Source organism: Njordella aestuarii, from assembly GCF_056494165.1.
Genome location: NZ_CM151397.1, coordinates 4,186,367 through 4,209,095, shown reverse-complemented (window position 1 = coordinate 4,209,095; position 22,729 = coordinate 4,186,367). Strand labels below are relative to the sequence as shown.

Here is a 22,729-nt window from a genome sequence, read left to right as displayed (position 1 = left end):
CAAACAATGCCAAGCCAGGCGCTAGGCATTTGCGTGTTGTGGAGCGACTTGGTAAGCGCGGGAACGATAGAGGAAGTCGATCAGGTTGCCTTCATGAGGTTGCAGCCAATTTAGTCGGTTGGTTGCAATGGCTCCAATATTCAGGCGGTCGATGTGGATCGCGTCCGTGAGTTCTTCCGTCCAAGTTTCGTCGTTGGTAATCGCCGAGCAAACGAGGGTCGGACCAATGTGCTTGAGCATATCCTTTTGCGGACATTGAACGACGGACACAAACGGGAACATATATTCTTTCGCCGCTACACCTCGCGTTGGCCCATCAGCATGCACGACCATCGGACGAAGATATGCACAACGTTCTTTTTCAACCAAGCGATCGCCAAACGTGTCCGTGCAATTTGTTACGCCACTCTCGGCAATATCTTGTTGGACCATGCTCCAAGTTCCCGTGGCCATTGCCGGGTTTACGAAGGCCGCGAGTTCGGCGGAATCATCCGACGGGCTCTTTACATCGACTGGACCGATGCGTTCAGCAAGTGCCGCAGCAATTTCCTTGGTGTGACGCGACGCCCAAATGCCAGATGCGTTGATGCAACTGCGTCCCGAATTGCTGAGTACGCTTTCGACCATCATATCGAGATGATCTTCCCACTGATCAACGCAGTCGTCGCCGAGCAGGATTTTGGAGAAGCCAGGCCCGTGAGCTTGCACTTTCGGGTTTCCTGAATACTGATTCACTGTTTGAGCGCTGCCGAAAATCATAGCGCGATCACAACGGCCCAGGATAGCGCTCCCAACGTCATGTGCTCCTGGGTAAAGGCAGAAGGCTTCTGCAGGAATGCCTGCTTGGATGAAAGCGTGGATCATGCGATACGGAGTCCAGGGCTCCTGCGAACCTGGTTTTAGCACGAGCCCGACTTGAAGAGCAACGGCTGGTAACCAAAGCGTATGGACGCCAGGAGAGTTGTTAGGCAAAACCGCACCGAGAACCGGTGATTGGCATTGGTAGGAAACGATGACGCCCCGCCCTTCTTCGCCCCAGCCACGAGCGAAGATTTCAAGATCCAAACCGCGTGTTAGGGCATCGAGGATTTGCGTCATGTTCGACAACACAAACGCGTTCTTCTTCAGATTGTTGCGGCACATGTGCTCGGGAAGCCCCGTACTTGCCGATTGTTGATGTACGAATTGATCGACTGTTTGCGTTTGATCGCCAATCTGAACGTCGCCGTTGGCGAATAGATCGCCAGCGGTCTTAATCTTCTCCATTATATCGGACGTCGACAGGCTCTTGAGGGCTTTTCGAGCATTCCCGATCTTTCGCATGTCCATCTGGACCATGCCGCCATTTACTTGGCCGACCTTGGCAATCGGTTCCCCAGTTTCGAAATGTATGACATCTTGAGTTTCCAACGACTGGTAAGGTTTGCCCCAACGAAGAGGTTGTAAGTGGATCACAGCGAGAGCTCCAAGGTAGGATTTTGTAAGGGTTGAGCAAGTTTTAAGGTAAGAGCTAGCCGCATCGATCGACGGCTAGCTGCGGAGTAGATCGGTTGCCGTTTAAGGTGCTGCATTTTCAACCGGGGCAACTTCTTTATCTTTTGCGTTTGCAAAATCCCCGGCCGTTGCAATTACTAGTTCGTCTGGCTTGATGTATTTCTTAATCGCATCGTTAACGTCCTGAACAGTCAGTGCACCAATTGCCTCGTCCATTTGTTTTTGGAACATAATATCCCGTTTTGCAAACAAGTTGGTGGTCAGCAATGAGACGAGGGTTGAATCATCCGAGCGGTTAACCTGCTGCTTTTGCAGGTATCCTTCGACGGCTTGGTTTAATTCTTCTTCCGTGATGCCTTCAGCGATTAAGCGGTCCATTTCCTCGCGAATTGCGTTCACTACTTTATCCCGATTGACTGGGTTCATGATCGCATAGGTTGTGAAGACCGAACGCTCGTCGACAGGATGGCCCGTCAAACCGCTAGCGACACCGTAAGATAGACCGTCTTTTTGACGGACGCGATCACCAAGGCGGGAAGAAAGTGCGCCCGCACCTAACACGTAGTTACCAATTACAAGCGAAGGATAGTCAGCCGCGGAATCCGAGATCGGGTATTGCTGCGAAGCGTAAAAAAGCGAGTTCGCTTTATCAGGCGTTTCGATGACAATCATTTGCCCCTTGACGGAAGTGTTGGCTTTTCGGTCAACGCGTTTGTATTCTGTCTCGGAAGTCCAATCATTGACAATCTTACCGACCGCCTTCAAGACTTCGTCGGCATCGAAATCGCCAACCACTGCGAGCTCGCCGCGCGCACCCGAGAGCTGTTTGCTGTAGAGATCTTGAACGTCAGCGACAGTGAGGTTTCGGTAGTTTTCGATCTCTTCTTCGATCGTCGGGGAGTAGTGGATATGTCCCTTGGATTTTTCGTTAAACGCACGTGAAACTGCGGTCGGTCCAAGAGCTTGAGGTTCGCTAAGTTGAGCCTCCAGGCCGGTGATCGATTCGTCCTTAAGAATGTCGAACTCTTTGGCATTGAAAGTTGGACGCCGTAGGATTGACTCAACAACTCCCAGAACTTCAACAAGTTTGTCCTTCTTGGTTTCGATACGCACCGAAAGCAATTGCGGCTGTGAAGAGAATTGAACTTTCGCGAGCAATACATCAAGCTTGTCGCGAAGTTCTTGATAGGTATAGTCTTCGCTGCCGCGGGACATCGCGTCGGCTAGCATGTCACAAGCGACTGACTTGTTGAAGAGCGAATCTTCGTTTCCAAATCGAAGCGTCAACGAAAGTTGCACAGCATTTCCGCGGCTCGATTTTGGAAGCAAGGCGTAGGTATAGTTCGGATGGAGTTCGCCGGTTAGGGTCCGTTCTTTAATGTTTTCGGGAGACGGATCAAATTCTTCGCCCTGCTCCACGGCGGCGCGACCTTCATAACCCGCCAGCATCGATTGGACATCAGGTCGCTCGGGTACTTCCAAGCGTTCTGAAGTTTCGGTTGGAATAAAGAGTCCAACGGTTCTGTTTTGGCCACTAAAATAGTACTTTGCCGCAGCATTCACTTCGTCGACTGTAACTGATTCCACTCGATCGCGGTACAAGTAATACAGGCGCCAGTCGCCTTGGGCAGCCCATTCGCTGAGCTCGACAGCAAGCTCTTGTACGTCAGCAGCTTTAAGCTCACGGTCTTTCAGAAGCTGACGTTTGGTTCGGTCTACTTCCTCTGCTGTTATGGGGTTTTCTTTGAGTGATTTCTCAAGTGTATCGATAAGCGTCGTGCGGGCGTCTTCCAGCGACTTGTCCTTGGCGACTTCAGCCATGAAGAACATCAGGCCTGGGTCGTGTAAAGCCATGGAGCCACCATAGATGCTGCTCGCTTTCTTACCCTCGACCAACGCTTTGTAAAGTCGGCCGCTTGGCTCGTCTGCAACAGCGGTGGAAAGTACATCAACCGCAGCAAAAGATGGGTGGCTTGCGGCCGGGATATGATAGCCAACGCCGACCAATTGCGTGTCGCCAACACGTCGAACCACGGTTGTGCGTTCGCCATCTTGCGGAGGTTCGACGGTGTAGGTCGGATCTATAGTGCCGGGAGGGTTTTCCAGGATTCCAAAATATTTCTGCACCAGCGTGAGTGCTTGTTCTGGGTTGAACTTACCAGCGACTACAAGCATAACATTGTCTGGTCGGTAGTACTTTTTGTAAAACCTACGGAGTGCGTCTACGGGCACGCGTTCGATGTCACTGCGGTTGCCGATCGTTGATTTACCGTAGTTGTGCCATTCGTAAGCAGCGGAGAAAATGCGCTGCTGCAGTACGCGTTGGGGAGAATTTTCGCCTCGTTCGAATTCGCTACGAACCACTGACATTTCCGAAGCGAGATCTTCGCCCCTAACGCGCGAGTTGACCAAACGGTCAGCTTCTAGTGCGATCGCGAATTCGAGATTATCTGCGCTAGCGTTCAGAGTTTCAAAATAGTTAGTACGATCGAGCCACGTCGTGCCGTTGAACTTGGCACCGCGATCTTGTAGAGCTTTCGGGATCTTCGGGTTGAGATCGGTGCCTTGGAAGAGCATGTGTTCGAGCAAGTGTGCCATACCCGCTTCGCCGTAACCTTCATGGCGAGAACCGACGAAGACGGTCATGTTGATGGTCACTACTGGCTTACTGTTGTCGGGAAACAGAAGTACTTGGACTCCGTTCTCGAGCTCATACTCACTGATACCTTCAATCGACTGTACTAACTTGGGCATATTCTCTTCCGCGGGCAGCAGAGGCGAACACAGTACGACCGAAAGCCAGCATAAAACGAACTGGTGCAAGCTTTTGAACATGTGTTGCGACTCCGTCATAGTTTTTGAAGTTGTGTGAGTTATTTGTGGATCGGACGCTTCTCGCCGGACCTATATCTTTAGGTTAGCGTCTCGAGCCGACGTATTATAGCGGTCTGCCAGCCCTTTTCGACCTCAGGCAACTATGTTCTCATACGACCGTGACAGTGGAAATGTTGTTGTAATGAGCGACAGGCGGGTCAGTAAATGGTTTTCCGCTCCGTTCCCGGCGGCTAGCAGTTCGTCGATCAAAGTTCCCATGTCGTTGCAGAGTGAATTTGAGGGTTGGATAGTGAGCATGCAAGATCTCGAGAATTCTTCAAATTCGAATAGGTCGTGGCACCGGATCGGCAGCGAACTTCAATTGCGGCAACAGGGCGCGGCAGAAGTCGTGGTGCTCGATAAAATCATCGCCGTTTTTCTCAATGGCGATCAGTTTTCCGCTATCGACGCAGTATGCGCTCATCAAGGGGGGCCGTTGGCGAAAGGGACGGTCGAAAATGGTTGTGTGACTTGCCCCTGGCATGGCTGGCGGTACCGATTGCAGGACGGCTACAACACGGTTCTGAATGAGCCGATGTTGCGGACGTATCCGGTCCGATTATGCGACGGATATGTTGAAATTGCTGTCGATTGATGGCTTTGTTCGACGCGGGAGCACTAGGCAAGAACGGTGGACTCGCGCAGAATACGGCGAACTTTATCCATAACATACCCACCAACCGATTCTGAAAAGTTAGGAATATTTCATGAGCTACATTGAAGACATTCGCGGACGCCAAATCCTCGACTCGCGAGGCAACCCAACGGTCGAAGTCGAAATTATGTTGTCCGACGGATCCACTGGCCGAGCGGCTGTACCCAGCGGCGCGAGCACGGGCGCTCATGAAGCTTGGGAATTGCGTGACGGCGACAAGTCCGTCTACATGGGCAAGAGCGTTTACAAGGCAGTTGAAAATATCAACACGACTATTGCCGAAGAACTGGTTGGGTTCGATGCGTTGAACCAACGTGGTCTTGACCAAGCTCTAATCGCCTTGGACGGAACGCCCAACAAGAAGTCGTTGGGTGCCAACGCGATGCTGGGCGTTTCCCTGGCTGCCGCCAAAGCCGCAGCGTTGTTTACCCATCAGCCGTTGTACCGCTATTTGGGTGGTACCAACGCATGCATCTTGCCAGCACCGATGATGAACATCGTCAACGGCGGACAGCATGCCGACAATTCGGTTGACGTTCAAGAGTTCATGGTCATGCCATTGGGCTTTGACAAGTTCAGCGATGCGTTACGAGCTGGCACTGAGATTTTTCATAACCTAAAGAAGGTGTTGAGCGGCAAGAAGCTCAATACTGCCGTCGGTGATGAAGGCGGATTTGCTCCAGACCTGGGCAGCAACCAGGAAGCGCTCGACTTGATCATGGAAGCGATCAGCCAAGCCGGCTATGAAGCTGGCAAGCAGATTTTCATCGCCTTGGACGTTGCTGCAACAGAAATGTACGACGAAAAGACCAAGAAATACACGATCGACGGCAAGCAAATCTCGGGCGCCGAAATGGTCGACTTCCTTGCGGCTTGGGCTGACAAATACCCTATCTGTTCGATCGAAGACGGTTGTAGCGAAGATGACTGGGAGTCGTGGAAGCTATTGACCGATAAGATCGGTGACAAGGTCCAATTGGTCGGTGACGATCTCTTTGTGACCAACGTCGAACGTCTGCAACGTGGGATCAACGAAGGAATCGCCAACAGCATTTTGATCAAAGTCAACCAGATCGGGACTTTGACCGAAACGATTGATTCAATTCAACTCGCGCATCGCAATGGTTATTCGTCGATTTCATCGCATCGCAGCGGTGAGACGGAAGACTCTTTCATCGCTGACCTCGCGGTAGGACTTGCAACGGGCCAGATCAAAACTGGTTCGGCATCTCGATCCGATCGTATGGCCAAGTACAACCAATTGTTGCGAATTGAAGAAGAGCTTGGCGAGAACGCTGTCTATGGCGGGCCTTTGTTCCCTCGCAAGTTCTAGTTCAGTCGGCTGGTTATCACGAAAATTCGTTAGCAGCACGGGGATTCCTCGTGCTGTTTTCGTTTGGGCGGTTGACTTCAGAGTTGCCAGCAAAAACGCCGACTAGGTGCTTTTGGACTTAACTTGACTACAATGGTTAGCGTTGAGAGTATCAGGTGCGTTACGTACACACGCATGAACCAAAGTTGAATCTGGAATTGATCGCCGATGCTACTGGTCCCGTACAGCACAGATGCACCTATCTACCATTTTCCATTCGGGACAATCGGAATGATTGTCGCCAACGTGGTCTTCTTTTTTGTATTCTGTGTTGATGGTTCGCATCTTGACAAACCCGTGGGATTTGAGGGCGGTTACGAAAGTCCATCAGAGCTCTTTGAATTTGACGAAAATCCAGAAGTCTTCGAAATAGAAGCGTTCGACCCTAGCAAACCGATTGGATACGAGGGGCCGCGAGACGAAGATGGAAACGATTTGGCAGAAGATGAGTCAGGTGACTTCTATGCCCTTGACGGTGTAATGTTCGAGCGTTCGCATGCTCTTGGAAGGAAGCTGGTTCTTGACTATGGTCACGGGCTCAGGCCTTGGCAATGGTTCACATCACCATTGATGCATGCTGACATTATTCACTTGATCGGCAATATGATCTTTCTATGGTCCTTCGGCTTAATCATCGAAGGAAAGATCGGGCTTATCTTCTTCCTGTTGCTCTACAACGGTATCGGCGCAACACAATCGTTAATCGAACAAACCTTAATGTTGTTTAGTGACGGAGGCGTTTCGCTCGGAGCATCCTCTGCCATTTTTGGGCTGCTTGCACTTGTTGTCGTGTGGGCTCCGGTCAACGAGTTTAGTGTGTTGTTGTTGATCGTCGTGCGACCGCTTGTATTTGAGATGCCGCATATGGTCTTTGGATTCATCTATGTGCTTCTTAACGCGTTGTCGTGGTACGTCGAAGGTACAATCGCAAGTACCGGAGGCTTACACATGATGGGCTTTTTGGTTGGTTTCCCCGCTGGAATGTTCTTACTGCACCAGGGATTTGTCGACTGTGAGGGGTACGATCTGATCTCCTATTTTCAAGGCAAAGAGGGGCGTGCGTCGAAAGTTGGGAAAACACAGGCGAAAAAGCGGCGCAAGAAAAAGTTGGAAAAGGAAAAATCAAGTGAACCCGTGGAGCAAAAACCAGCAGTTAGTCACGAGAGTCTGCAGAGGCAAGTACAGGAGGCAATCGATCAAGGGCAACTGGACGCTGCTGTAAAGCTGCAGAACCTGCTCTCCGCAAAATATCCAGGATTGACATGGCGGGCAGAGGATCTGAAGAAAGTCATCAGCGGATACCTGAAAGCGAACAGGTTAAACGACGCTGCACAACTTATAGAAATTCACGTGTCTATGTTCGACGAAGGACGATTCGGTATGCAAGCCAACCTTGCCAAGATTTGGTTAAAACAGGAGCGACCGAGGCATACTCTACGCTACCTGAAGCAAATCGACGCTGCCGCTTTAAAGGCGTCCGAACGTGAGGTATTTGGCAAGCTTGTTGCTGTCGCGAAGAAACAGATTGCGGACGGCGTTGTTGAGTTTTGAGTTGTTTCGCGCTCGATTGTAAATGCTTGAACGCTAGTAACTAAATCCGCAACCCACGTGGATCTGAAGTTAACAGGTACGCTCCGTGGATGAAACCCGGGAAAAACCCGCAAAGTGTTAGGAGCGTATTACGCCAGAACTGTTGGCCGATTCCGAACTGTCTAGCGACTGCGAGGGGAGGGAGAATGAATAAGTAGAGCAATTGGATATAGGCCATCTGTCGTTTCCTCTGCATAGAGTTGTATCGCTTTAATACAACAGAGGACGTTGCAATACCTATGCCGCAGGGTGACGCCTCTCGGCTAACCGCAAGATGACAGCTTGTCGTGGACGGAGCAATTAGGAATTCAACCGCCAGAATGCAAAGTTGAGGATGCCTGCAAAGCTGACCCAAGCCAAATACGGCCATAATAAAACGCTTGCGATGCGCGACAGCTTCCAGAACGCAATGATGGTCGCGAGAATCAGTAGCCACAGGAACGCGAGCTCAAGCAGTGCCCAACCCATCTGATGCAACCCGAAGAAGATGATCGACCAAAAGAAGTTTAGCGTAAGTTGGGCAATAAACAGAACGCTTTGAGGCATAATGTGCTTGATGGCATGACGGCGCCAGATGGTCCAAAAGCTGATCGCCATCAAGACATAGAGTGTTGTCCAAACAGGCCCGAAAATCCAATTCGGTGGATTGAACGACGGTTTGTTGATGGTGTCGTACCAACCGTCGATATCGTTAGCCGTTACGTAGCCGCTTACTGCGCCAATGCTGACGCAGAGAACTACGCAAGTCACAAGTCCTGCGATTTGAGTCGGAAGAGACCGCTTTAGGTTGGGCGGTCGAGAACTGATATCGTCGGATTTTGAAGAACTCAAAAACAGCCTAAGCGTTGATCGATTCAATCGACACGCGCGTAAACTTTTGACGATGGCCTGTGCGGCGGTCATAAGTCTTGCGGCGTTGGAATTTTTGGATGAAGATCTTTGGGCCTTGTTCGACCGACAAAACCTTGCCGACCACTGTAGCACCAGAAACTGTAGGAGTGCCAAGTGTAAGGCCACTGTCACCGCCAACGGCGAGGACGCGGTCAAATTGCACGCTGTCTCCTTCGTTCAATGTGGCTCGATAATCAATATCTACGAACCTTCCTTGCTCGACTTTATATTGACGACCACCATCGGCGATAATTGCGTACATCGGATTTTTGCTAAAAACACTAGGGAAACGAATAGAAATTGAATTTTGAACGGCACTTTATATTCTATTTGCAACCATTCGACTAGTCCAAATTAGAGCTTCCTCGAAGGATAGATATGGTTACCATCGAAGCCTTCCAAAAAGCGAACTGAAAGTGACTCCCAAGCTACTCTGCTGGGGGGCAAATGGAATCGCAAGAAGCGATTTTCCCGCAGTTTCGATGTCTTGCCCTCATTTTAGCGACGAATTCAGACTCGGATGCCCGAATTAAATTCCCATCAGGACAAGGCCGTAAACACTCTCAGCGGGCCTCTGCTCGTGCTAGCGGGGGCGGGGACAGGGAAAACGCGTGTCGTAACGTACCGTATCGCGAACCTAGTTCGTCACGGAATTCCCGCCGACCGAATATTAGCGGTCACTTTTACGAACAAGGCGGCGAACGAGATGCGAGAACGCATCGGCGTCCAGTTGAAGCTGCCCAAAAAGGTGCGCAAATCCGACCCTCCAGTGAAGCGACCAGTGATTGGGACGTTTCACTCGCATTGCGTTCAGATCTTGCGGCGGCATGCGACAGCGCTGGGTTACCCTCAGAAGTTTACCATCTACGATCGCGGCGACTGTGAATCGTTAGCTCGGTCGGTGCTGCGTGAGCTTCGATTGAACGATACGATGATCAAGCCAGGGGATTTCCTGTCGATCTTAAGCCAATGGAAGAGCAACGGGATCTCTATCGTAGACGCTCAGGGGCATGCCAAGTCGGACAAAGAGCATTTGGCTGCCAGCGGTTACGCTCGCTATCAACGTTCACTAAAGTTGTGCGGAGCGTTTGATTTCGATGATTTGTTGTTGAGCACCGAGACGCTCTTTCGCGAGCACCCACTCATTCGTGAGCAAGAGGCATCGCGTTTTGATCATATTCTGGTTGATGAGTATCAAGACACGAACGCATCCCAATACCGTATTATCGCTTACCTCGCTGGAAAGCATCGCAACCTGTGCGTTGTAGGGGACGACGATCAATCGATTTATGGTTGGCGAGGAGCTGAGGTCAAACACATTCTCAATTTCCGGAACGATTGGAACGACGCAGTCGTAGTCCGGTTGGAAGACAACTATCGCAGCACGGATGCGATTCTGACTGCGGCGAACACGTTGATCGCATTTAACACGACGCGCCATGATAAAGTGCTGCGTGCGGCGCGCCCTAACGGAACTCCACCGCGGGTCATGCAATTAAAGAACGATCAAGAAGAGGCGAAATTCATCGCGACCGAAATTGCAACGCGTTTGGACAAAGAAAAACAACTCGAACCACGCGATTTTGCTATTCTCTTTCGCACCAACGAGCAGCCTCGTATCCTCGAGACCGAACTACGAACGCTCAAGTTGCCTTACACGTTGACCGGTACGCAGTCGTTCTTTGATCGTAAAGAGGTGCGTGACCTGATCGCCTACTTGCGCTGGATCACTGCGCCCGAGGATGAGATTTCTTTGTTGCGGATCATCAACACTCCCCCCCGCGGGATAGGCGCCTCTACTGTTGAAAAGCTGCTCGAGTCCGCGGTTCGTTCTGGGAAGCGAGTGTGGAACATGGTCGAGGATACATCGCAGTACGACAAATATTCGAAAGCGGCTCAAGCAGGCCTGCAGCAGTTGCGAAAGTTGCAGCGCGACTACCAGCAAATCTTCGATGGCAAGTCGCTGATAGCAGGCACCAAGTCGCTGATAGATGAAGTTCGCTACATGGATGAGATCAATCGGAATTATCATGATCCAGACGAAGTGGCTGCGCGTAAATCGTCGGTCGAAGAACTCGTAAACGCCGTTTCACAATATTGCGAAGACGATGAAGAAGCGTCGATGGAGGGATTTCTGGCTGACGTAACACTCGATGGACGCGAGTATCAGACTGGAAATGAGAAACAGATACAGCGCAATGCAATATCGCTGATGACTTACCACAGTGCAAAAGGTCTTGAGTTTCCGATCGTGTATATGGTTGGTATGGAGGAAGGAATTCTGCCGCATCGTCGCAGTATCAAAGAAGGTGACGATCATATCGCGGAAGAACGCCGTCTGTGTTATGTCGGTATCACGCGAGCTCAAGAAGAGCTCACGTTGAGCCTTGCGTTAAGCCGTAAGAAGTGGGGAAAGGACCGTCCTACTTTCCCAAGTCGATTCCTTTACGAATTGACAGGTCAGGCGGATAATCCTAATCGAATGAAATCGATTCGCGGAGCACAGCAGGCTGAAAAGCAGAGTTTTGCGGGGCAGAAACGCGGATGACGCTGTTGGTCTTGGTCGCTCTTGTTGGGCGGATTCTCTGCAGCAGCGGAGCAAGCCTGCTGCAAAAGCAGTTGGTCCAAGCCGGCTTAAGACCGCTCAGCGTTGTAACGTATTCTTTAACAATTTTGCTCTTGCTTGCACTGCCGAATATTCTTTTATCAACCAATAGCTGGTTAGGTTTAGGTGTCTCGTTTTGGTGGGCAATTACATTGGCGGGACTGCTGGATGCGATCGGGAATGTGCTGTTGGTGCGCGCGATGGGGGCAGGAGAATTATCGGTCGTAGGTCCGTTGAATAGCTACAAGCCTGTCGTTGGACTCATCTTGGGCGCAATCTTACTTTCGGAAATGCCTTCATGGTTAGGTGTCTGTGGTGTTCTGGTAATCGTCGTGGGGACAGTATTGCTATCTGCCCCTCGTCGATTGACCGAGCCCTCAAGAGCGAACGAAAAAGACAACGCACGCTGGCTAAATGGCTCTGTTCGCGATCGTATGTTGTCGATCGTGCTGACAGCGTCTGCATCGATTGCGTTGAAAGATGCAATTCAGCAAAGCAACGCAACAGTTGTTTTTGGTTTCTGGGCTCTCAGTACAACGATGTTCTCTTGGCTCATCCAGGTTAGCCTAAAAGATCATAAGCAAGCCGAGAACGCACAATCGGAAATCCTGCTCGTAAAGTGGAAGCACATGGTTGCACTCGGAGCATCGTTCTATGTCTTGCAATACTTGACGATTTGGATATTCGGAAAAATGCACGTGGGTTACGCTCTGGCGCTATTCCAGCTAGGAAGTATCCTGCAGGTTTACTTGGGGTACCGATACTTTGGTGAGCGTGAAATCGTCCGGCGGGTAATTGCAGCAGCGATCATGACGTTGGGAGCTGCGCTGGTGCTGTTAGGGTGATAAAGGATATCTGTAAATCACTTCAGGCGTTCTAGATGGCTGCGCAGCGCGTTTTCTTGCGTCACGCCTTCGAATCGCTGCGCAATTTTGCCTTGGTGAATGATCAGTAATGTTGGGATCGACGACACGTTGCAAGCTTGGCTCAACGCTTGGTTACGATCGACATTGACTTTGCAAACTTTGTAGTCTTTCGCAATCGATTCCAAAATCGGAGTCATCATGCGGCATGGCTGGCACCATTCGGCCCAGAAATCAACCAGCACCGGTTCGGCCGATTCGATGACTTCTTTCTTCCAGCTAAATTGTTCAAGCAGCATAGTCTTAATCTTCAAAACAAAGTAATGATCAACCCTCGGTCAAGTGTTCGTCCGATTGAGTCGGAGAGCGTAGATGTTGTAGTTCCAGTTCGCAGATGTCAATTTTTGCCGTTTCTGCATAAAATCCAATCTTTCCCGCGTCATAAGTCTGATCCGCAAGCGATAAAATCACACGTCCATCCACAGAAAGTTCAAGGTAGCTGCCAAAGCAGATTAGTTCAATTTGGATATGAGAAGCGTGCTCATTGAACCAATTTCCAGTTTGCAGGGTGCTAAATTGCATCATGTGTTCACCGGATGCTTCGGCGCCTGTTCCCCACGCGCGAAGCTGCGCGAGGCCTTTAAGTAGGTCCAGAGAAAGGTAGTAGCCGTCGTGGGTATCCGGATTCAGGCGAAAGACCAAGCCACACTTTCCCAAACCACTTAGTTGGATGCGAGCAGCCAGTCTGAAATGATTAACAATTTCCGCGAACACAAATGCTTCGAAGCCAGACTCGCTGCTGAGTCGTAGTTTGTCGCCAATCCACTCGCATTCGAGTCCGTTCTTCTCAAGATCAAAGTGGCTGCACTTGAGTGGCGCAATTTGGGATACGTCCGCATTACAAACCGCAAGCTCGCGCAGTGCCTCGAAGGTTTGTGCGCGCAACAAACCATTGGGTGTCCGAACCAAACGCTTTGGCGGAGGCATCAGATTGGATACGGTACGGTCCTGTGCGTTGGGAGTGAAGAAGTTCCAGATAAGAACACCTTTATCATCGTGACAAATTCTACCTGCATAATTTCCTGCTGCTAGCAACACGTTGTCGTGGTAGCTACGCCAGGGTTTGCCGATCTCGTTAGTGTGCCAGTATCGGATTTTTGCATCTTCGCGAAGGCTTCCAATTAGGAAATACTCGCCGTCCTTGCGGATAAGGTTTGGTACTTCAATATCATCGTAGAGTCCTGGATAATGAAGAGGATCGCGTGCCTCAAACTTATTCGGTGCAATCTCTTCGAGCAGCGCAACACATCCGCGTCTAGTGATCGGTCCTTGTTTTATGCGGCCAGCACACAACAGCCAGCCTTTCTTTCCATCATGGTAATAAAACGGATCTCGCCAGCTGATCCAATGTCGCCCTTCCTTGACGGACGATTCGTAATAATTGGGATCGGGCGAAATAGGAAAGCAACTGTCTGGATCAAAGCTCGAATCTGCCAGTGGATCGCTGGGCACGATCATCGTCGAAGTTCTACGATGGTCCTTCCAATTGACCGCACACTTTTTCCAGTGGTACAAATCTTCGCTGACGGCTAGCCCGATTCTCTGGAGCTGTCCGCGTTTGTCGCGAGAAAGGCCCGTGTAAAACATCCGCCATTGACCGGGCACGTGGGGATCGCGACTTACGTGCATTGTCCAAAGCATCGAATCGTCCCAGCTACCGGGGTGACCGATGAATAACGCATTCTCGACTCGCTGCCAAGCTAAGCCGTCACTGCTGACTGCGTGCGCTATGAAGTCATGGTTGGGCAAGACGAGATGAAAGAGATGGTAAAGACCGTCGTGATAGAGGATATCTACATCGCCAAGCGTTTTTCGGCTTCCAAGAGATTCGGCGTACAAGAAGGATTCCTCCAGAAGTAAACTCAGATTTGCGAATTGCGAATGCGGTTAACGATTCTTAGTCGTGTAGATGGCTCGATGTCGCGCTAGGTATGCGTCGAACTCTTGTGTTTGAATAGCAACCCTCGCGCCTTCCATTAAATTTTGATAGTAAGTCAAGTTGTGAATCGACAAGAGGATTGGTCCAAGCATCTCCCCCGTTTGGAATAGATGCCGGAGATACGCTCGAGAGTACTTACACGCGATACAAGGACATGCTTCATCTAACGGACGAGGGTCGTCTTGGTGAACGGCGTTTCGAATTTTTATTTGGCCCTGCGAAGTGAATGCCATCGCGTTACGACCGTTCCGAGTCGGCATCACACAGTCGAACATGTCGATCCCCAAAGCAATCGATTCTAATATGTCTGAGGGTGTTCCAACGCCCATCAAGTAGCGAGGCTTATCCAGCGGCATAACGGGACAGACATTGCTGAGGATGCGAAGCATTTCCGCTTGAGGTTCACCAACGCTTAAGCCGCCGACGGCATAGCCATCGAACCCGATGTTGACGAGTTGCTCCGCAGACCACGTTCGCATTCTGACGTCCAACCCGCCTTGCACGATCCCAAAAAGACACTGGTCGGCTCGTTTCGACACGTTCTTGCAGCGCTCCGCCCAACGCGCGCTTCGCTGGCAAGCATCCCAAATAGTTGCTTCATCATTAGGCAGCGCCACAACATGATCGAAGACCATGGCGATATCGCTACCGAGGTTCTCTTGGATCTCAATCGATTTTTCAGGTGAGAGTTGGATCGTGCTTCCGTCGATGTGAGACTTGAAGGTCGCCTGCTGTTCGTCAACCTTGGTAATGTCGCTCAGCGAAAAGATTTGGAATCCGCCAGAATCTGTGAGGATTGGCCGCTCCCATCGCATAAATTTATGCAGCCCTCCTAACGCTGCGATGCGCTCGGATGTTGGCCGAAGGTGAAGATGGTAGGTGTTCGAGAGACAGATGTCCGCTCCGGTTTCTCGGAGTTGCTCTGGTGTAACACCTTTGACGGTGGCCAGTGTGCCGACAGGCATGAAGGCAGGAGTGCGAACTTCGCCATGAGCGAGCTTCAGCATGCCAGTTCGCGCTGCCGTGTTTGAGTCGTGAGCGCTGATCGAAAAGTTGCAGGACCGCATGCTGCTGCTTCGCAAATTCCAGATGATAAAATGAAAAAAACCGGCTATCGCCGAAAGGGCGGTGGCCGGTCTATTATTGCTGAGTTGTCATTACCGAAGCGTTCGCTCCGTCGCATGTTTCAAGCTCGGCAGATTCACTCAGAAAATGCCGAGTTCGTTCGACGCGAATCAGTCACCACGAAGCTTGAGCCCAAGGTTAGTCAGCTTCTCGCGGACTTCGTTTAGACTGGTTACCCCGAAGTTCTTGCACTCCAGCATGTCGTCGCCAGTCTTGCGAACCAGTTCGCCAATCGTCGAGAGTTGCAAACGGACCATGCACTTACGAGCTCGAACCGATAGGTTCAAGTCGGAGATTGGTCGTTCAAGCAACGCTTGTTGGTCTTCGGTTAGACCGGAGATGTCCAACGGTGGATCGCTGTCGCGCTTATCGTTGGCGAACTGACCAAGCGATAGTCCACGGCTAGTTAGCATGTCGCGAATTTCGATCAACGATGTTTCGCCGAAATTCTTGCTCGTCAAAAGAGTTTGTTCGCTGGTACGCGTCAAATCACCGAGCGTACGGATGCCCATCTTTTGAAGGCAATTTCTTGCACGCACCGAGAGTTCAAAATCGCTGACATTCGTGTTCAAGAGTTGGCTCAAGCGTTCGTTACGCTTCGCCATGTCTTCATCGAATAGAACGTTACCGCCAGCGGCTGCGTCTTTTGCGTACAGCAAAGCTCGTTCGTGGCTCGGTTCAACTTCCAGGACGCGGCGATAGCAAGCAGAAGCCTTCGCGAATTCATTACGATCTTCGTAAATCGTTCCCAAGTTCACGAGAGCGCCAACGTGAGCAGGCATAACGGAAGCAGACCGTTGATATAGCTCGAACGCTTCGTCATCGTTTCCGAGACGGTCGTAAGCCAATGCTAAACCAAAAAGTGCACCCGCGTGGCGAGGATTTACCTGAATCGCACGTTGATACAATTTGATAACTTCTTCGCGGTTTCCACCAACGGCGTTGACGGTTGCACCGCGTTGATAAAGATATTCTGCAGTTTGTTCGGTTGGGCCGAAGATGTTATCCAGCAGTTGCATGGCTTCATCGTTATTGCCTTGGTACCGTTTAGCTTCCGCAGTTGCCATGCGGCATTGTTCTGGAGTGTAGCCGGCTGTTTCAGCCGCCTCGTAGTAACTGATGGCCTTGTCGTAGTCGCCATTTTGGAATGCGACTTTGCCAAGATAATATTGCGAAAGAGCACCGCCGTCGCTTTGACGAAGCGTTGCTTCTGCTTCCGCAAACTTACCAATCAGCACATAACAAACACCTAGGCGTGTTAGCGTTGCTGGCGAGGCGTTCTCATTACTCTGCAGCTCATTGACGGCATCGCGCAACAAAGCAAACTGCGTCATGTCTTCCGCAATTGTGTTGACGATTTTTTCTACGTCTTGAGGCCCAAAGCTTTGATTTGAGAGTACCAAGTCTCGCAAATCCAACGTCGATTCAGCTTGAATCATCAAGCAATCACTCCCATGAATTTAGACTGCATCTAACCCAAATGCCGCAGCTACCGAAGTTTACGGCAAATTTTCAGAGCCAGCAGTGGGAGTCGAACCCACAACCCCCGCATTACGAATGCGGTGCTCTGCCAATTGAAGCTATGCTGGCCAAAAACGGGTTTTCGATTTAAGGCACGAAAATTGCCGATAAGCCGGAAGAGCATACCGGCTACAAAGGTCATTCGTCAAGGGGTGACTGCGTGGCTGGCGAATTTCCGCGGAACTCCACTTTCTGATCGAGTCAGATTATTTCGGCTTGAACGCCTGCCTCCGAACACTGAAACTTGCCAAATGGAACAGCTTGCCAAATCTGTCTACGATACTCTCACTGAGAACCGTCAAAAACTTGTTCTCGCCGAAAGTTGCACCGCAGGACTTGTCGCTGCGACTCTCGGACGATTTCCGGGTGTTTCGACAGTTCTATGTGGCTCGGCCGTCGTCTACCAATCCGAAACGAAATCAGACTGGATTGGCATCGCTCCTAGTATATTGACGGACGAAGCGTTTGGTCCAGTTAGTGCCGAAGTCACCGATTTGCTTGCTTTGAAGGTTCTAAAGCTCACCAGTTTGGCAACAATCGGCACAGCCGTCACAGGGCATCTAGGTCCCACGGCGGAAGTCGAGCGGGACGGCCAAGTCTTCGTTTCTGTTGCCAAGCGTACCGAGGAAGGCGGGCTGCAGGTCATCTACAGGTCGAAAACGGTGCTGGAATCCGCTCCACCGTTGTCAACTGAGGACTACGAACTGCGGTACTGCAGGCAGTGCGAAGCCGTCCGCTTCGTCTACGAAGCAATCTTAAAGGCTCTTCATGAATCAAACGTCCAGACGTACGTATCCTAAGAGCTCTTTGGAAATCTTTCGGATCAAAAATTGGAAGGCGTTTGCATACCAGCGTCAGGCGCGGCGCGCGTACCTCGATGACTTACATGGCCTGATCCATAGTGCGACGGGAACAGGCAAGACGCTGGCAGCGCTGCTCGGACCGATCCAAGCTTGGGTGGATAAGCCAACGGCACTTTCGTCGGAAAGCAAGCGCCGCAATGCGACGCCCGCCGCTCCACTAGCGATTATTTGGCTTACGCCATTACGGGCACTTGCATCTGACACCGAGAGTGCCATTCAAAGTGTGGTCGAGGCTCTGCAGTTACCCTGGGTTGTCGAACGTCGAACAAGCGACGTGTCTAGCAGCGTTAAGAAAAAACAGCGGACAGTGTTGCCCACGGTCCTGGTTACTACGCCTGAGAGCATTTCTGTGTTGCTTAGTTATCCAGAGTTTGCCTTGCAACTCTCAAGTCTTACTACTGTGATAGTTGACGAGTGGCATGAATTATTAGGAACTAAGCGGGGAGTTCAAACCGAATTAGCGTTGGCGAGGCTTTCAGCTATCCAGCCGAACGTGAAGCGCTGGGGCTTGAGTGCAACCCTGGGTAATATTCCTCAGTCGTTGCACGTTCTGGTCGGCAGCGCTTCAAGTCAAGCGACGATTATCGAAGGCTCGGTAAAAAAGAAGATACATACGATTTCACTCCTGCCCGATAAGGTTGAACGATTCCCGTGGGCTGGGCATTTAGGGTTGCAGTTGTCGGAAAAAGTTGCCGAAGCGATCGATGCCGCTGATTCGACGCTTGTCTTCACGAACACTCGCAATCAAACGGAAATGTGGTACCAGGAATTGCTCAGGAGGCGTCCGGCTTTGGCTGGTCGGTTGGCGCTCCACCATGGCTCCTTGGATTCCGATGTTCGTCGATGGGTCGAGAATGGATTAAAGGATGGAAAACTGAAGGCCGTTGTCTGCACCAGTAGTTTAGATCTCGGTGTTGATTTTACGGCGGTTGATCAAGTGGTTCAGGTTGGAAGTCCGAAAGGCGCCGCACGCATGTTGCAGCGTGCCGGTCGAAGCGGTCATTCGCCGGGGCAAGATAGTCGTATGCTGTTTGTGCCAACGAATGCTCTTGAATTGATCGAGTTGGCTGCGGTACGTGATGTCCAGGCACAGGGGCAATTGGAAGAGCGCTTGCCGATCGAACTTCCGCTTGATGTACTATCCCAGCACTTGGTCACAGTCGCTTTGGGGGGAGGGTTCGATGCAGACGCGATGTATTCAGAAATTCGATCCACCTACGCTTACAGGAATTTAAGCCGAGTCGACTTCGAATGGACGCTCGACTTCATCGTGACCGGTGGTTCGACTTTGCACGCGTACGATGATTTTCGCAGAGTGCAGAAACTAGGCGACAGATTTGTGATGCTTGATGAAAAGATGGCCAAGCGTCATCGATTTTCGATCGGCACCATAACCAGCGATGCCTCGATGCTCGTGCGCTACGTAAGCGGTCCAAAGCTCGGAAGTGTCGAAGAGCAGTTCTTATCAAGGCTACAGCCGGGCGACCGTTTTCTTCTGGCTGGAAAACTACTGGAGTTGGTTCGCATCGCAGACAACGCAGCCTGGGTGCGCAAGGCCAAAGGAACGCCGACATCTATTCCACGCTGGCAGGGTGGGCGATTGCCGCTTTCAACTCAGTTAGCCGCCGCAGTGCGTGACCGCCTGGACCGTGCGAGGTTGGGCGAATACATCGGTGTTGAGATGCGGGCTGTCCGCGACTTGCTCGTGTTGCAGGCAGAGTGGAGTGCCATTCCTGCAAAAAATGAATTGCTAATTGAAACAATTAAAACGCGTGATGGCCACCAGCTATTTGTGTTTCCGTTCGCCGGACGGTTGGTGCATGAAGGGTTGAGTGCGTTGCTGGCGTTTCGGCTAGCGAGGACTCGTTCCATCACCTTTCACCTTGCAATCAACGACTATGGTTTCTTGTTGCACTCGAGCGATGATCCTCGATTGCAGATAGATGAGCAAGAGGTGCGACAATGGCTAACAGTTGATAACCTTATGGTAGACTGCCTAGCCAGCTTGAATGCAAGTGAAATGGGACGGCGACAGTTTCGCGAGATTGCAAGGATCGCTGGCTTGGTGACGGTAGGGATGCCCGGGCGACCTACCAGCTCTCGTCAGTTGCAAGCGTCGAGCAATCTATTTTACAACGTCTTTCAGGAGTACGATCCTGGAAATTTACTGCTGGAGCAAACCCGGCGAGAGTTGCTGCAGCAGCAGTTGGAATGGGATCGACTTCGCGCGACGCTGGAGCGTATTGAACAGTCTAAGATTGTAATCAGGTATCCAGAGCGACCGACCCCGTTGGCTTTTCCGCTGCTGGTCGATCGTTTGCGACAGAGGTTGTCAACTGAGTCGCTGGCCGATCGCGTACGAAAACTCCAGAGTCAGCTTGAGGCAGCGGCTGAGCCCCCGAAGAAAGGATCGCAAACAGCGAAGTGCGGCAATGTTTCCACTACACGATAATATCACACCGCGGACGAAGCCATTTTTGACCTATACGTTAATAGGTGTATGTTCAGCAGCGTTTTTGATGCAGCTAGTCTTTTCACAGCGATCTGACGAAATTGTTGAGCGTTGGGGGATGGTGCCGGCGAGAGTTGTCAGCAGCGATGAGTTAGACAAGACTCTGTTGCGACCGGACCGTATTGTTGTCGAGAGGTTTGGGCGCCTGGAAGTACGGGATGTGATGCGACCGGTTCGGCCTTCTGCATATGGCGATGTGCTAACGTTGATAACCTGCATCTTTCTTCATGGCGGCTGGATGCATTTTCTAGGCAATATGTGGTTCCTTCACATCTTTGGCGACAACGTCGAAGACCGAATGGGTCATTTGCTGTATGGAGTCTTGTATATATCCGGAGGGGTTCTAGCGTCGGTGGCACAGATCGCAGTCGACCCTTCGTCAACGATACCGACCATTGGGGCGAGCGGTGCGATAGCAGCGGTGATGGGGGCTTACGTGATGCTGTACCCTCATGCGGTCGTAGAGACGTTGATTCCGCTGCCGATTTTGTTCGCGACATTCCCGATACCAGCTCCGCTATTTCTCGGAGTTTGGTTCCTCATTCAGCTTTACAATGGAACGGCCGATCAGCTTGGCGGTTCCGCGGGCGTCGCGTGGTGGGCTCACATCGGCGGCTTTGTAGTCGGGTTTATTGCCGCGATCGGTTTGAATACCGTTCACTGGCTAAATCCGCCGGTTCCCGAAGAGCAGCAGCAAAGACGAGGACTCTTCGGGTTGTAACCGGTTGAAATTTGGTAAGTAGATTAACCGGTTTAGCGGCGAGTCTTCTTAGCGGCCTTTTTCGCAGGAGCTTTTTTGGCAGCAGTTTTCTTAGCTGCTTTGGCCGGAGCAGCCTTAGCGGAAGTCTTCTTGGTGGAAGTCTTTTTCGAAGCTTTGGCAGGAGCGGCCTTGGAAGCTTTCGCCCCCGGGGACTTCTTAGCCTTAGCTTGATAAGCTTCGATTTCAGTCTTGAACTTGGCTACGATCTTCGCACGGTCGCTAATTTCTTTCTCGCGGGCATAGCAAGCGAGTGTGTAAGCGAGTTCTTTGCCGTATCTGTTCCAGGAGAAAGCGATCTTCTCACGTTTTCCGTCTGTCGTTGTCCATGATGCACAATATGCATAGTATTCACAGCCTGGCCAACGCTTTTCGACGTTGTGAGCGATGTGAACGCCGACATGTCCAGTCTTGTTACGGTGGGTCATCAAGTCCTTGGTTGGTCGCTTGTTAGCGGGACCGTGGATCTTGAGTAGTTCTTGATAGCGGTCCTGTGCTGCCTTTTTTGCTTTTTTCATTCCGCCGTAGTTTCCATCTGAAAAGAATTCGTTAATGCGTTCACCATTGCGGCAAAGGCGAACCATGAAACCATTGCTATGCGTTTCTTCAATCTCGAACCGAGTAATACCCGGACCAACGGAGTAGGTTGGCACGTTGCACCCCCTCTGAGTGTATAGCATCCGCAAAACGCAATCGAGTTTTGCCGTGACTTGTTAATTGGAACCGAGCTCTGACCGGCAATTGCAGTGTTCTGGCTTGTGTTAGGCACAACACCCGATCGCGTTCGTCTTACAGACATCTGTCAGAGCGGAGGGAAGCAGTTTCTCTCGGCACTCTTCGTTTGTAAGGCGACATAAATTCAGTCCTGTATTCCCAAAGTGTACCCAACAGAAATGTGGACGCGAGGGGGGGAATAGCGGACGCCGCAGAAAACAGACGAATTTTTCAAAAAAAATTCGGTTCGCACGGGCGTAACCGTGCGAACTCGACAAAAAACTCAGCACTGAACAATTGTTAAGCGTGGGGAATTGATCAAATCACGAGGCCTGATCCAGTCTCCCCTCCTTCACATTCCCACTGCCTCCGAATCTCGCGCAGTCCATACGCGCACAAGTCAAACTCGTCGCTAAGCTTTCGTAAAACAGAGCATGGTGCAGATTTCTCGCTGTGCGGCTCGATCTCACTGGCAATCTCGTAGGCGCGTTTGCCTTGATCGCAGTAACTCTGAAATCGATCGCCTAGGGGAATTCCCTTACTGTCACGCAGTGATTCGGGATAAAGACCGGTCCAGAACAAAGTGAAGTCACCAATATGTCGATGGACTTCACGTTTTGCAGCACCGATTCGCGTTTCTGCTTCAGTCATCATGGTGATAACTTCGCTCGCAGGTCGACCATCGAGTTGCCGGATGCGCAACAACGCGTCGGTTTTTGTAAAGCGGACTAACAAATCACTGACATAGGTGACTATCTCACCATCAGCAACTCCCAATTTCGAGTGAAAGATATACTCCACCAGCCCGCAAAAGAAACGCTCGAGAAGTCGAGTATGTTCCGAGTCATCTTGTATCATGGCGTACTCCAGTAAACGATTGATCGCTACAGAACG

At 51.1% G+C, this 22,729-nt stretch carries 19 protein-coding genes and 1 tRNA gene; 8 read left to right on the top strand and 12 right to left on the bottom strand.

The window, feature by feature from the left end:
* Positions 1 to 21: 21 nt before the first annotated feature.
* Both SH451x_RS16580 and SH451x_RS16575 read right to left on the bottom strand, forming a co-directional pair.
* Positions 22 to 1,455, bottom strand: a complete 1,434-nt coding sequence (locus SH451x_RS16580) for an aldehyde dehydrogenase family protein (protein WP_479358106.1) — start codon at positions 1,453 to 1,455, stop codon at positions 22 to 24.
* A 102-nt stretch (positions 1,456 to 1,557) separates the two neighbouring features.
* On the bottom strand, positions 1,558 to 4,248 hold the full coding sequence (locus SH451x_RS16575; RefSeq protein WP_479358105.1) for a M16 family metallopeptidase: 2,691 nt from the start codon (positions 4,246 to 4,248) through the stop codon (positions 1,558 to 1,560).
* 223 nt (positions 4,249 to 4,471) lie between these two features.
* On the opposite strand from SH451x_RS16575, the gene SH451x_RS16570 reads away from it, so the two are divergent.
* The 3 genes from SH451x_RS16570 (at position 4,472) to SH451x_RS16560 (ending at position 7,946) form a co-directional block, all read left to right on the top strand.
* The gene (locus SH451x_RS16570; RefSeq protein WP_479358104.1) at positions 4,472 to 4,963 is read left to right on the top strand and encodes a Rieske (2Fe-2S) protein; all 492 of its coding nucleotides are present in this window, start codon (positions 4,472 to 4,474) and stop codon (positions 4,961 to 4,963) included.
* Between the two features lie 112 nt (positions 4,964 to 5,075).
* A complete protein-coding gene (gene eno, locus SH451x_RS16565; protein WP_479358103.1) occupies positions 5,076 to 6,356 on the top strand; it encodes a phosphopyruvate hydratase in 1,281 nt (426 codons plus the stop codon).
* 207 nt (positions 6,357 to 6,563) lie between these two features.
* Positions 6,564 to 7,946 carry a rhomboid family intramembrane serine protease gene (locus SH451x_RS16560; RefSeq protein ID WP_479358102.1) on the top strand — a complete coding sequence of 461 codons (1,383 nt, stop codon included), beginning with the start codon at positions 6,564 to 6,566 and terminating at the stop codon, positions 7,944 to 7,946.
* A gap of 40 nt (positions 7,947 to 7,986) precedes the next feature.
* On the opposite strand, the gene SH451x_RS16555 is transcribed toward SH451x_RS16560, so the two are convergent.
* The 3 genes from SH451x_RS16555 to rplU all read right to left on the bottom strand — a co-directional run bounded on the left by SH451x_RS16555 (position 7,987) and on the right by rplU (position 9,138).
* Positions 7,987 to 8,163 (bottom strand): YqaE/Pmp3 family membrane protein, encoded by a 177-nt coding sequence (locus SH451x_RS16555; protein WP_479358101.1) that lies wholly within the window; start codon positions 8,161 to 8,163, stop codon positions 7,987 to 7,989.
* A 122-nt stretch (positions 8,164 to 8,285) separates the two neighbouring features.
* On the bottom strand, positions 8,286 to 8,816 hold the full coding sequence (locus SH451x_RS16550; protein ID WP_479358100.1) for a TspO/MBR family protein: 531 nt from the start codon (positions 8,814 to 8,816) through the stop codon (positions 8,286 to 8,288).
* A 7-nt stretch (positions 8,817 to 8,823) separates the two neighbouring features.
* Positions 8,824 to 9,138, bottom strand: coding sequence for a 50S ribosomal protein L21 (rplU, locus tag SH451x_RS16545; protein ID WP_479358099.1), 315 nt, complete (start codon positions 9,136 to 9,138; stop codon positions 8,824 to 8,826).
* A 258-nt stretch (positions 9,139 to 9,396) separates the two neighbouring features.
* On the opposite strand from rplU, the gene SH451x_RS16540 reads away from it, so the two are divergent.
* Positions 9,397 to 11,424, top strand: coding sequence for an ATP-dependent helicase (locus SH451x_RS16540; protein ID WP_479358098.1), 2,028 nt, complete (start codon positions 9,397 to 9,399; stop codon positions 11,422 to 11,424).
* On the top strand, positions 11,421 to 12,326 hold the full coding sequence (locus SH451x_RS16535) for an EamA family transporter (protein WP_479358097.1): 906 nt from the start codon (positions 11,421 to 11,423) through the stop codon (positions 12,324 to 12,326). The genes SH451x_RS16540 and SH451x_RS16535 overlap by 4 nt, the downstream gene beginning before the upstream one ends.
* Before the next feature lie 17 nt (positions 12,327 to 12,343).
* On the opposite strand, the gene trxA is transcribed toward SH451x_RS16535, so the two are convergent.
* The 5 genes from trxA to SH451x_RS16510 form a co-directional block, all read right to left on the bottom strand.
* Entirely contained in the window at positions 12,344 to 12,643 is a 300-nt protein-coding gene (gene trxA / locus SH451x_RS16530) for a thioredoxin (protein WP_479358096.1), read from the bottom strand.
* Positions 12,644 to 12,671: 28 nt separating this feature from the next.
* On the bottom strand, positions 12,672 to 14,243 hold the full coding sequence (locus SH451x_RS16525) for a glycoside hydrolase family protein (RefSeq protein WP_479358095.1): 1,572 nt from the start codon (positions 14,241 to 14,243) through the stop codon (positions 12,672 to 12,674).
* A 48-nt stretch (positions 14,244 to 14,291) separates the two neighbouring features.
* The gene (gene tgt, locus SH451x_RS16520) at positions 14,292 to 15,410 is read right to left on the bottom strand and encodes a tRNA guanosine(34) transglycosylase Tgt (RefSeq protein ID WP_479358094.1); all 1,119 of its coding nucleotides are present in this window, start codon (positions 15,408 to 15,410) and stop codon (positions 14,292 to 14,294) included.
* Between the two features lie 168 nt (positions 15,411 to 15,578).
* On the bottom strand, positions 15,579 to 16,907 hold the full coding sequence (locus SH451x_RS16515; RefSeq protein WP_479358093.1) for a tetratricopeptide repeat protein: 1,329 nt from the start codon (positions 16,905 to 16,907) through the stop codon (positions 15,579 to 15,581).
* 77 nt (positions 16,908 to 16,984) lie between these two features.
* Positions 16,985 to 17,058: transfer RNA gene (locus tag SH451x_RS16510), tRNA-Thr, on the bottom strand.
* Between the two features lie 182 nt (positions 17,059 to 17,240).
* Here SH451x_RS16510 and SH451x_RS16505 point away from each other — a divergent pair.
* Genes SH451x_RS16505 through SH451x_RS16495 form a run of 3 tightly spaced genes read left to right on the top strand, consistent with a single transcriptional unit; the run spans position 17,241 to position 21,085 of the window.
* The gene (locus tag SH451x_RS16505) at positions 17,241 to 17,789 is read left to right on the top strand and encodes a CinA family protein (protein ID WP_479358092.1); all 549 of its coding nucleotides are present in this window, start codon (positions 17,241 to 17,243) and stop codon (positions 17,787 to 17,789) included.
* Complete coding sequence (locus SH451x_RS16500) at positions 17,758 to 20,304, top strand: ligase-associated DNA damage response DEXH box helicase (RefSeq protein WP_479358091.1); 2,547 nt, start codon at positions 17,758 to 17,760, stop codon at positions 20,302 to 20,304. Before SH451x_RS16505 ends, SH451x_RS16500 begins: the two co-directional genes overlap by 32 nt.
* The gene (locus SH451x_RS16495; RefSeq protein ID WP_479358090.1) at positions 20,285 to 21,085 is read left to right on the top strand and encodes a rhomboid family intramembrane serine protease; all 801 of its coding nucleotides are present in this window, start codon (positions 20,285 to 20,287) and stop codon (positions 21,083 to 21,085) included. Before SH451x_RS16500 ends, SH451x_RS16495 begins: the two co-directional genes overlap by 20 nt.
* Positions 21,086 to 21,117: 32 nt before the next feature.
* On the opposite strand, the gene SH451x_RS16490 is transcribed toward SH451x_RS16495, so the two are convergent.
* The gene (locus SH451x_RS16490) at positions 21,118 to 21,774 is read right to left on the bottom strand and encodes a pathogenesis-related transcriptional factor and ERF protein (protein WP_479358089.1); all 657 of its coding nucleotides are present in this window, start codon (positions 21,772 to 21,774) and stop codon (positions 21,118 to 21,120) included.
* Between the two features lie 379 nt (positions 21,775 to 22,153).
* Positions 22,154 to 22,693, bottom strand: coding sequence for a hypothetical protein (locus tag SH451x_RS16485; protein ID WP_479358088.1), 540 nt, complete (start codon positions 22,691 to 22,693; stop codon positions 22,154 to 22,156).
* Positions 22,694 to 22,729: the final 36 nt, after the last annotated feature.